This is a genomic window from Vibrio sp. 10N.222.55.C6 (assembly GCF_041473395.1).
Classification (GTDB): domain Bacteria; phylum Pseudomonadota; class Gammaproteobacteria; order Enterobacterales; family Vibrionaceae; genus Vibrio; species Vibrio crassostreae_C.
Genome location: NZ_JBFRSD010000289.1, coordinates 1 through 278 on the forward strand (window position 1 = coordinate 1; position 278 = coordinate 278).

Annotated in this window: 1 pseudogene; it reads left to right on the top strand. The window is 47.1% G+C overall.

What is annotated here, in order from left to right:
* Window positions 1-278, top strand: a pseudogene (locus tag AB4486_RS23725) (patatin-like phospholipase family protein); the annotation flags it as partial.

Consider the following 278-nt stretch of genomic DNA (forward strand, 5'->3'; position numbering starts at 1 on the left):
GTGCGGCAGCGCTTTCATATGGCGTGTTGCAAGCATTGCGCGACACCAACATCGAAATCGATGGTGAAACGGTCAATCTGTTAGATGAAGTCGATATGATCAGCTCGGTATCCGGTGGCAGCTTTACCGCCGCCTATTATGGTATCTATGGCGACCAGATATTCGAAGATTACGAAGAAACGTTCCTTTATCACGAAGTCTCGAAAGATCTGTTTTCCATCCTTTTATCTCCTACTTATTGGTTCTCGTACGCCACCAGAACAGACAAAGCCACCGAC